Source organism: Paraburkholderia sp., from assembly GCF_034668105.1.
In the GTDB taxonomy this organism is placed as follows: Bacteria; Pseudomonadota; Gammaproteobacteria; order Burkholderiales; family Burkholderiaceae; genus Paraburkholderia.
This window is the reverse complement of the sequence record NZ_JAXDPY010000382.1, coordinates 1-6,822: the sequence shown is the minus strand read 5'-3', so window position 1 is coordinate 6,822 and position 6,822 is coordinate 1. Positions and strand designations below refer to the sequence as shown.

Genomic DNA, 6,822 nt, shown 5'->3' with positions numbered 1-6,822 from the left:
TCACCGCGCCGGTCGCCGGCAAAGTCGGCCTGCGCCTCGTCGACCCGGGCAACTACGTGACGGCGTCATCGTCGACGGGGATCGTGGTCATCACCACCGTCAAGCCGACAACCGTGCAGTTCACGGTGCCGCAGGACTCGCTGGCCTCCATCGTGGAGCGTCTGAATGGCGGCGCGACCTTGCCGGTCACCGCCTATAGCAGCGACAACGCGCGCGAGGTGGCCACCGGTACGCTCTACGCCGTCAGCAACCAGATGGCCACGGCCACCGGCACCGTCACCTTACGCGCGACTTTCGCCAACGACGACGAAGCGCTGTTCCCCAACGAGTTCGTCAACGTCAAGCTGCTGGTCGATACGATGCAAAACGCCGTGCTGGTGCCGACCGCCGCCGTGCAAACCGGCGCGCCGGGCGACTTCGTCTATCTGGTCAACGCGAACAACACGGTCTCCGTCCACAAGGTCAAGATCGGCCCGAGCGACGGCAAGAACACGGTGATTGTCTCCGGCCTTTCGCAAGGCAACCAGGTGGTCACGGACGGCACCGACCGTCTGAACGACGGCGCCAAGATCCGGCCGACCCAGCCCAAACCTGCACCTGCCGGGGCCGCCTCCGGTGCCTCCGCCCGCGGCGCGGCAAGGGGTGCCGCGGCGGAGCCTGCCGCCTCCGGACCCGCTGCCGCATCGGCGGCGTCGGCCGATGCTGCTTCGTCGTAGCAGGCTCGCGCGCCGATGAATATTTCCCGTCTGTTCATTCTTCGACCGGTAGCCACGCTGCTGCTGATGATCGCCCTCGTGCTGGTGGGCCTCGTCGCCATGCGCGTGCTGCCGGTTTCATCGCTGCCCAACGTCGACTATCCGACTATCCAGGTGCAGACGTTTTATCCGGGCGCGAGCCCGGACGTGATGGCCACCACGGTCACGGCGCCGCTCGAGGTGCAGTTGGGCGAGATTCCCGGCTTGCAGCAGATGACCTCGTATAGCTCGGACGGCGCGTCGGTCATCACGCTGCAGTTCGATCTTTCGCTGAATCTCGACATCGCCGAGCAGAACGTCCAGCAGGCCATCAACGCGTCGAACAGCTACCTGCCCGCCGGCCTGCCGGCGCCGCCGACGTATGCCAAGGTCAACCCGGCCGACCAGCCGATCCTGACGCTCGCGGTCACGTCGAAGTCGATGTCGCTGACCCAGCTGGAAGACGTCGCCAACAACCGTCTCGGCACCAAGATTTCCGAAGTGTCGGGCGTGGGCGTGGTGACGACGAGCGGCGGCAATGTGCCGGCCATTCGCGTGGAAGCGGACCCGCAGAAACTAGCGGCCTACGGCCTGAACATCGACGATCTGCGCACGCTGCTCAGCTACGTTAACGTTAGCCAGCCGAAGGGCAATTTCGACGGCCCCGACCTCGATTACACGATCAACGGCAACGACCAGATCACCGACCCGAAAGACTACCTGGACACGGTGATCGCGTACCGGAACGGCGCGCCGGTGTTCATGCGCGACGTGGCGCGGGTCAGCCAGGCCGCGCAGGACGTCGAGCGCGGCGCCTGGTACAACGGCAACCCGGCCATCGTGCTCAACGTGCAGCGGCAACCCGGCGCGAACGTGATCGCGACCGTCAAGCAGATCATGGCGCAACTGCCGCAGCTCGAATCCACGCTGCCGGCCGGCATGAAAGTGACCGTGGTATCGGACAGCACGGGCGTGATCCGTGCGTCGGTCGCCGACGCGGCATTCGAACTGATTCTCGCCATCGTGCTGGTGGTGGCGGTGATCTTCGTGTTCCTGCGCAATGTGCCCGCCACGCTGATTCCGAGCGTCTCGGTGCCGGTCTCGCTGATCGGCACGCTCGCGGTGATGTACCAGCTGAATTACTCGATCGACAACCTCTCGCTGATGGCGCTGATCATCGCCACCGGCTTCGTGGTCGACGACTCGATCGTGATGATCGAGAACATCGTGCGGTATCTGGAGGAGGGCAAGACCCCGCTTGAAGCCGCGCTGGAAGGTGCCGGCCAGATCGGCTTCACGATTCTCTCGCTGACCATCTCGTTGATTGCGGTGCTGATTCCGCTGCTCTTCATGGGCGGGGTGATCGGTCGTCTGTTCAGCGAATTCGCGGTGACGCTCGCGGTCACCATCGTGATTTCCGCGATCGTCTCGCTGACCGTAGTGCCGATGCTGTGTGCGCGCATGTTGCGCGCGCAGGCCGAACGTCATCCGAGCCGCTTCGAGCGGATCAGCGAAGGGCTGTTCGACAAAACCCTCAACGCGTATGAAAGCGGCCTGCGCTGGGTGCTGGATCACCAGGTGCTGACGCTGATGGTGGCGATCGGCACCGTCGTGCTGACCGGTCTGCTGTACGTGGTGATTCCGAAGGGTCTCTTTCCGGTGCAGGACGTCGGCGTGATCGAGGGGATCAGCGTGGCCGACAACTCGGTGTCGTATGCCGCGATGGTGAATCGCCAGAGCGCGCTTGCCGATTCGATTCTGAAAGACCCGGACGTCGTCTCGCTCACCTCCTATGTGGGGATCGACGGCACCAACTCGACGCTGAACAATGGCCGCTTCCTGATCAATCTGCGCGACCGCGACAAGCGTTCCGACACGGCGCAAGAAGTGGCGCGGCGTCTGCAGCAGGAAGTGGCGAATGTGCCGGGCGTCAGGCTCTACATGCAGCCTGAGCAGGATCTGACGCTGGACACCACCGTCTCGCCGAACCAGTACAGCTTCGTATTGCGTGGACCGAGCCAGCAGGCGTTCCAGAAGTACGTGCCGGAACTCATCGCGCGCATGAAGCAGATTCCGTCGCTCGCCGATGTGCAAAGCGACATGAATAGCGATGGCCTCAGCGTGAACGTCGAAGTCAACCGGCAACTGGCGGCGCGCTTCGGCATTACGCCCGCGACGATCGACAACGCGCTGTACGACGCGCTCGGCCAGCGGATCGTCTCGACCATCTTCGAGCAGTCGAGCCAGTACCGCGTGATTCTGGTCGCCAAACCGGAGACGTTGCCGAACGTGCAGGCGATCGGCAATCTGTATCTGCCGAGTCAGACCAGCAGTACGGGCCAGGTGCCGCTGTCGGGCATCGCGAAGATCGAGATCACCAAGTCGCCGCTCGTGATCAGCCATCTCGCGCAGTTCCCTTCGGTCACCATCTCGTTCAATCTCGCGAAGGACGCGTCGTTGAGCACGGCGGTCAAAGACATCCATCAAGCCGAACAGGCGGTGAATCTGCCGCCGTCGATCACCTCGTCGCTGCAGGGCGCGGCGCAGGCCTTCGAGGATTCGCTGTCGAGCGAGGTCTATTTGCTGATCGCGGCGCTGGTGGCGGTATATATCGTGCTCGGCGTGCTGTATGAGAGCTTCATCCATCCGGTGACGATTTTGTCCACGTTGCCTTCGGCGGGGATTGGCGCGCTGCTCGCGCTGATGATCGCCGGCAGCGACCTGGATGTGATCGGCATTATCGGTATCGTGCTGCTGATCGGGATCGTCAAGAAGAACGCCATCATGATGGTGGACTTCGCGCTGGACGCCGAACGCAATCACGGCAAGGCGCCGCGCGAGGCGATCTTCCAGGCGTCGCTGCTGCGCTTCCGCCCGATCCTGATGACCACGCTCGCCGCCATGCTCGGCGCGCTGCCGATGCTGCTCGGCACCGGCACGGGTTCCGAGTTGCGCCGGCCGTTGGGTCTCGCGATCATCGGCGGTCTGACGCTGAGCCAGATGCTGACGCTCTTCACCACGCCCGTGATCTATCTGTTCTTCGACAGAATGGCCGAGCGCACGCGACGCTGGCGCAACCGCAATAAGCCGCAGAATCCGCCTGAAGGCGGCGCGGAGGAGGCGCCTTGAACATCTCGGCGTTATTCATCCGGCGCCCCGTCGCGACCACGCTTCTGGCGATTGCAATCCTGATCGCCGGGGCGCTCGCGTACTTCCGGCTGCCGGTTGCGCCGTTGCCGAACATCGCCTTTCCGGTGATCGTGGTGCAGGCGAACATGGCGGGTGCGAGCCCGGACATCATGGCGTCGACGGTGGCCGAGCCGCTCGAACGGCGTCTCGCCACGATTGCCGACGTCGAGGAACTGACGTCGATCAGCTATGTCGGTTCGTCGATGATCGTTGTCGAGTTCGGGCTGAAGCGCGACATCAACGGCGCCGCGCGCGACGTCGAAGCGGCCATCCAGGCGGCGCGTGCCGACTTGCCGACCACGCTGCGCGCCAATCCGACCTATCGCCAGTACAACCCGGCTGATGCGCCGATCATGGTGCTCTCGCTGACCTCGGACACGCTCACCAAGGCACAGCTCTACGACTCCGCGGATTCGGTGATCCAGCAGCAGCTTTCCCAGGTCAAGGGTGTGGGGCAGATCACGCTGGGCGGCGGCGCGTTGCCCTCGGTGCGTGTCGAGTTGCAGCCGGGCAAGCTGAACAGCTACGGCATCGGTCTGGAAGACGTGCGCGCGGCGATCGGCGCCGCCAACGCCGACAGCGCGAAGGGCCATCTCGACGTGGGCGGCCAGCGCTACGTGGTGACATCGAACGATCAGATCACGCACGCCGCGCCCTATCGCGATCTGGTGGTCGCGTACCGAAACGGCGCGCCGGTCCAGTTGCGCGACGTGGCGCAAGTCAGGGACTCGAACGAAAACATCCGCAATGCCGGGCTTTTCAACGGCAAGTCCGCCATTCTCGTGATCGTGTATCCAATGCCTGGCAGCAACGTCGTGAGCACCGTTGCGCAGATCCGCCAGGTGCTGCCGTCAATCGAGGCCACACTGCCGAGCAGCGTGCACGTGGGCGTTGCGGTCGACCGCTCGGAGTCGGTCAGAGCGTCGGTGGGCGACACGGAGCGCACGCTGTTCATCGCCGTGCTGCTGGTGGTGGGCGTGGTGTTCATCTTCCTGCAATCGCCGCGCGCCACGCTGGTGCCGGCCGTCGCGCTGCCGCTTTCGATTGTGGGCACCTTTGGGCCGATGTACCTGCTCGGCTACAGCATCGACAATCTCTCGCTGATGGCGCTCACCATCGGTACCGGCTTCGTGGTCGACGATGCGGTGGTGGTGCTGGAAAACATCGTGCGGCACATGGAGTTGGGACTGAGTCCGAAAGAGGCCGCGTTGAAAGGCAGCGGCGAGGTGGGCTTCACGGTGATCTCGATGAGCCTCTCGCTGATCGCGGTGTTTCTGCCGATCATGCTGATGCCGGGCGTGGTCGGTTTGCTGTTCCATGAGTTCGCGGTGACGCTGTCTATCGCCATTCTGATCTCGCTGCTGATTTCGCTGACGGTCACGCCGGCCATGTGCGCCTATGTGCTGAGCCGCGAGAACGCCGGGCATTCGAACCGCCGCTGGGCGACGTGGGTCGAAAAGCAATTCGATCGTTTCAAGAATGCGTACGCGCGCTCGCTCACGGCCGTCCTCGACCATTCGCTGCTAGTCATCCTGCTGTTGATCGCGCTGCTGGTGGGCAACGTGTTCCTGTTCAAGCTGGTGCCGACCACCTTCTTTCCCGAGCAGGACACCGGCATCCTGATCGGACAGATCATTGCCGACCAGAGCATCTCCTTTCCGGCGATGCAAAAGAAGCTCACGCAACTGCAGGAGATCGTGCAGAAGGATCCGGCGGTGGATTCGGTGGCCGGCTTTACGGGCGGCCGCGCGCTCAATAGCGCGAACGTGTTCATCGAACTCAAGCCGCTCGCGGAACGCCACGTTACGGCGACCCAAGTCGTCAACCGTCTGCGGCCCAAGCTTAATGCGGTGTCGGGCGCGCGGCTCTTTATCCAGGCGCAGCAGGATCTGCGAATCGGCGGACGTCAATCCGCCGCCGAGTATCAGTACACGCTGACCAGTGACGATTCTGCCGCGCTATTCAAGTGGACACCACTGCTTGTCGCGGCGCTCGGCAAGGAGCGTGGGCAGTTGCTCGACGTGAACTCGGACTTGCAGCAGAACGGTCTGCAAACCTTCGTGAAGATCAATCGCTCGACGGCGGCGCGCTACGGCTTCGCGCCGAATCAGGTCGACAACGTGTTGTACGACGCGTTCGGGCAGCGGACGGTATCGACCATCTACAACCCGCTCAATCAGTACTTCGTGGTGATGGAAGTCGCGCCGGATTACTGGCAGTTCCCGCAAATGCTCAACCAGATTTATCTGAGCACGGCGGCGGGCAATGCACTCGGCACGGCGCAAACACAAATGCCGGGCGCAACGGTGGCGGGCGTGACGGTGCCGACTGAAAGCACCACGAGCACCTCGTCGAGCACGAACACGCTCAACTCGAACGCGCAAGCCAACGCGACCACCAACGCCATCGCCAACAGCAAGGGCGGCAGTTCCACCGGCAGCGCGGACAGCACGTCCGCTGAAACCATGGTGCCGCTGGCGGCGCTGGCTTCGTACTCGAACAGCCATACGGCGACGCAGGTGAACCACCAGAGCGGCCTCGTGGCCGCGACGATTTCGTTCAACCTGCCAGCAGGCGGTTCGTTGAGCCAGGCCGCCGTGTCGATCAATAACACGATCCGCGAGATCGGCATGCCGGCCAGCGTCCACGGATCGTTTGCCGGGGCAGCGGCGGCTTACTCGCAGTCGATGGGTACGGTGCCGCTGTTGATCCTGGCGGCGCTCGGCGTGGTGTATATCGTGCTCGGCGTGCTGTACGAAAGCTCGATCCACCCGCTGACCATCCTGTCGACGCTGCCGTCCGCCGGCATCGGCGCGACGTTGGCGCTGCTGATTTTCGGCACACCGTTCTCGGTGATCGCGATGATCGGCATCATCCTGCTGATCGGTATCGTCAAGAA

The 6,822-nt window shown here is 63.7% G+C and carries 3 protein-coding genes; all 3 read left to right on the top strand.

Annotated elements, in window-relative coordinates; translation table 11 throughout:
• A partial coding sequence (locus tag QOC89_RS17125; RefSeq protein WP_323046104.1) for an efflux RND transporter periplasmic adaptor subunit occupies positions 1 to 716 on the top strand: 716 nt, incomplete at its 5' end.
• 15 nt (positions 717 to 731) lie between these two features.
• Entirely contained in the window at positions 732 to 3,863 is a 3,132-nt protein-coding gene (locus QOC89_RS17120) for an efflux RND transporter permease subunit (protein ID WP_323046103.1), read from the top strand.
• Positions 3,860 to 6,822: efflux RND transporter permease subunit (locus tag QOC89_RS17115; protein WP_323046102.1), on the top strand; the 2,963-nt coding region annotated here is incomplete at its 3' end. The genes QOC89_RS17120 and QOC89_RS17115, both read left to right, overlap by 4 nt.

What these genes read in the sequence shown, in the direction of transcription:
- QOC89_RS17120 (WP_323046103.1), top strand. Translation starts at nt 732, where the DNA reads ATGAATATTTCCCGTCTGTTCATTCTTCGACCGGTAGCCACGCTGCTG.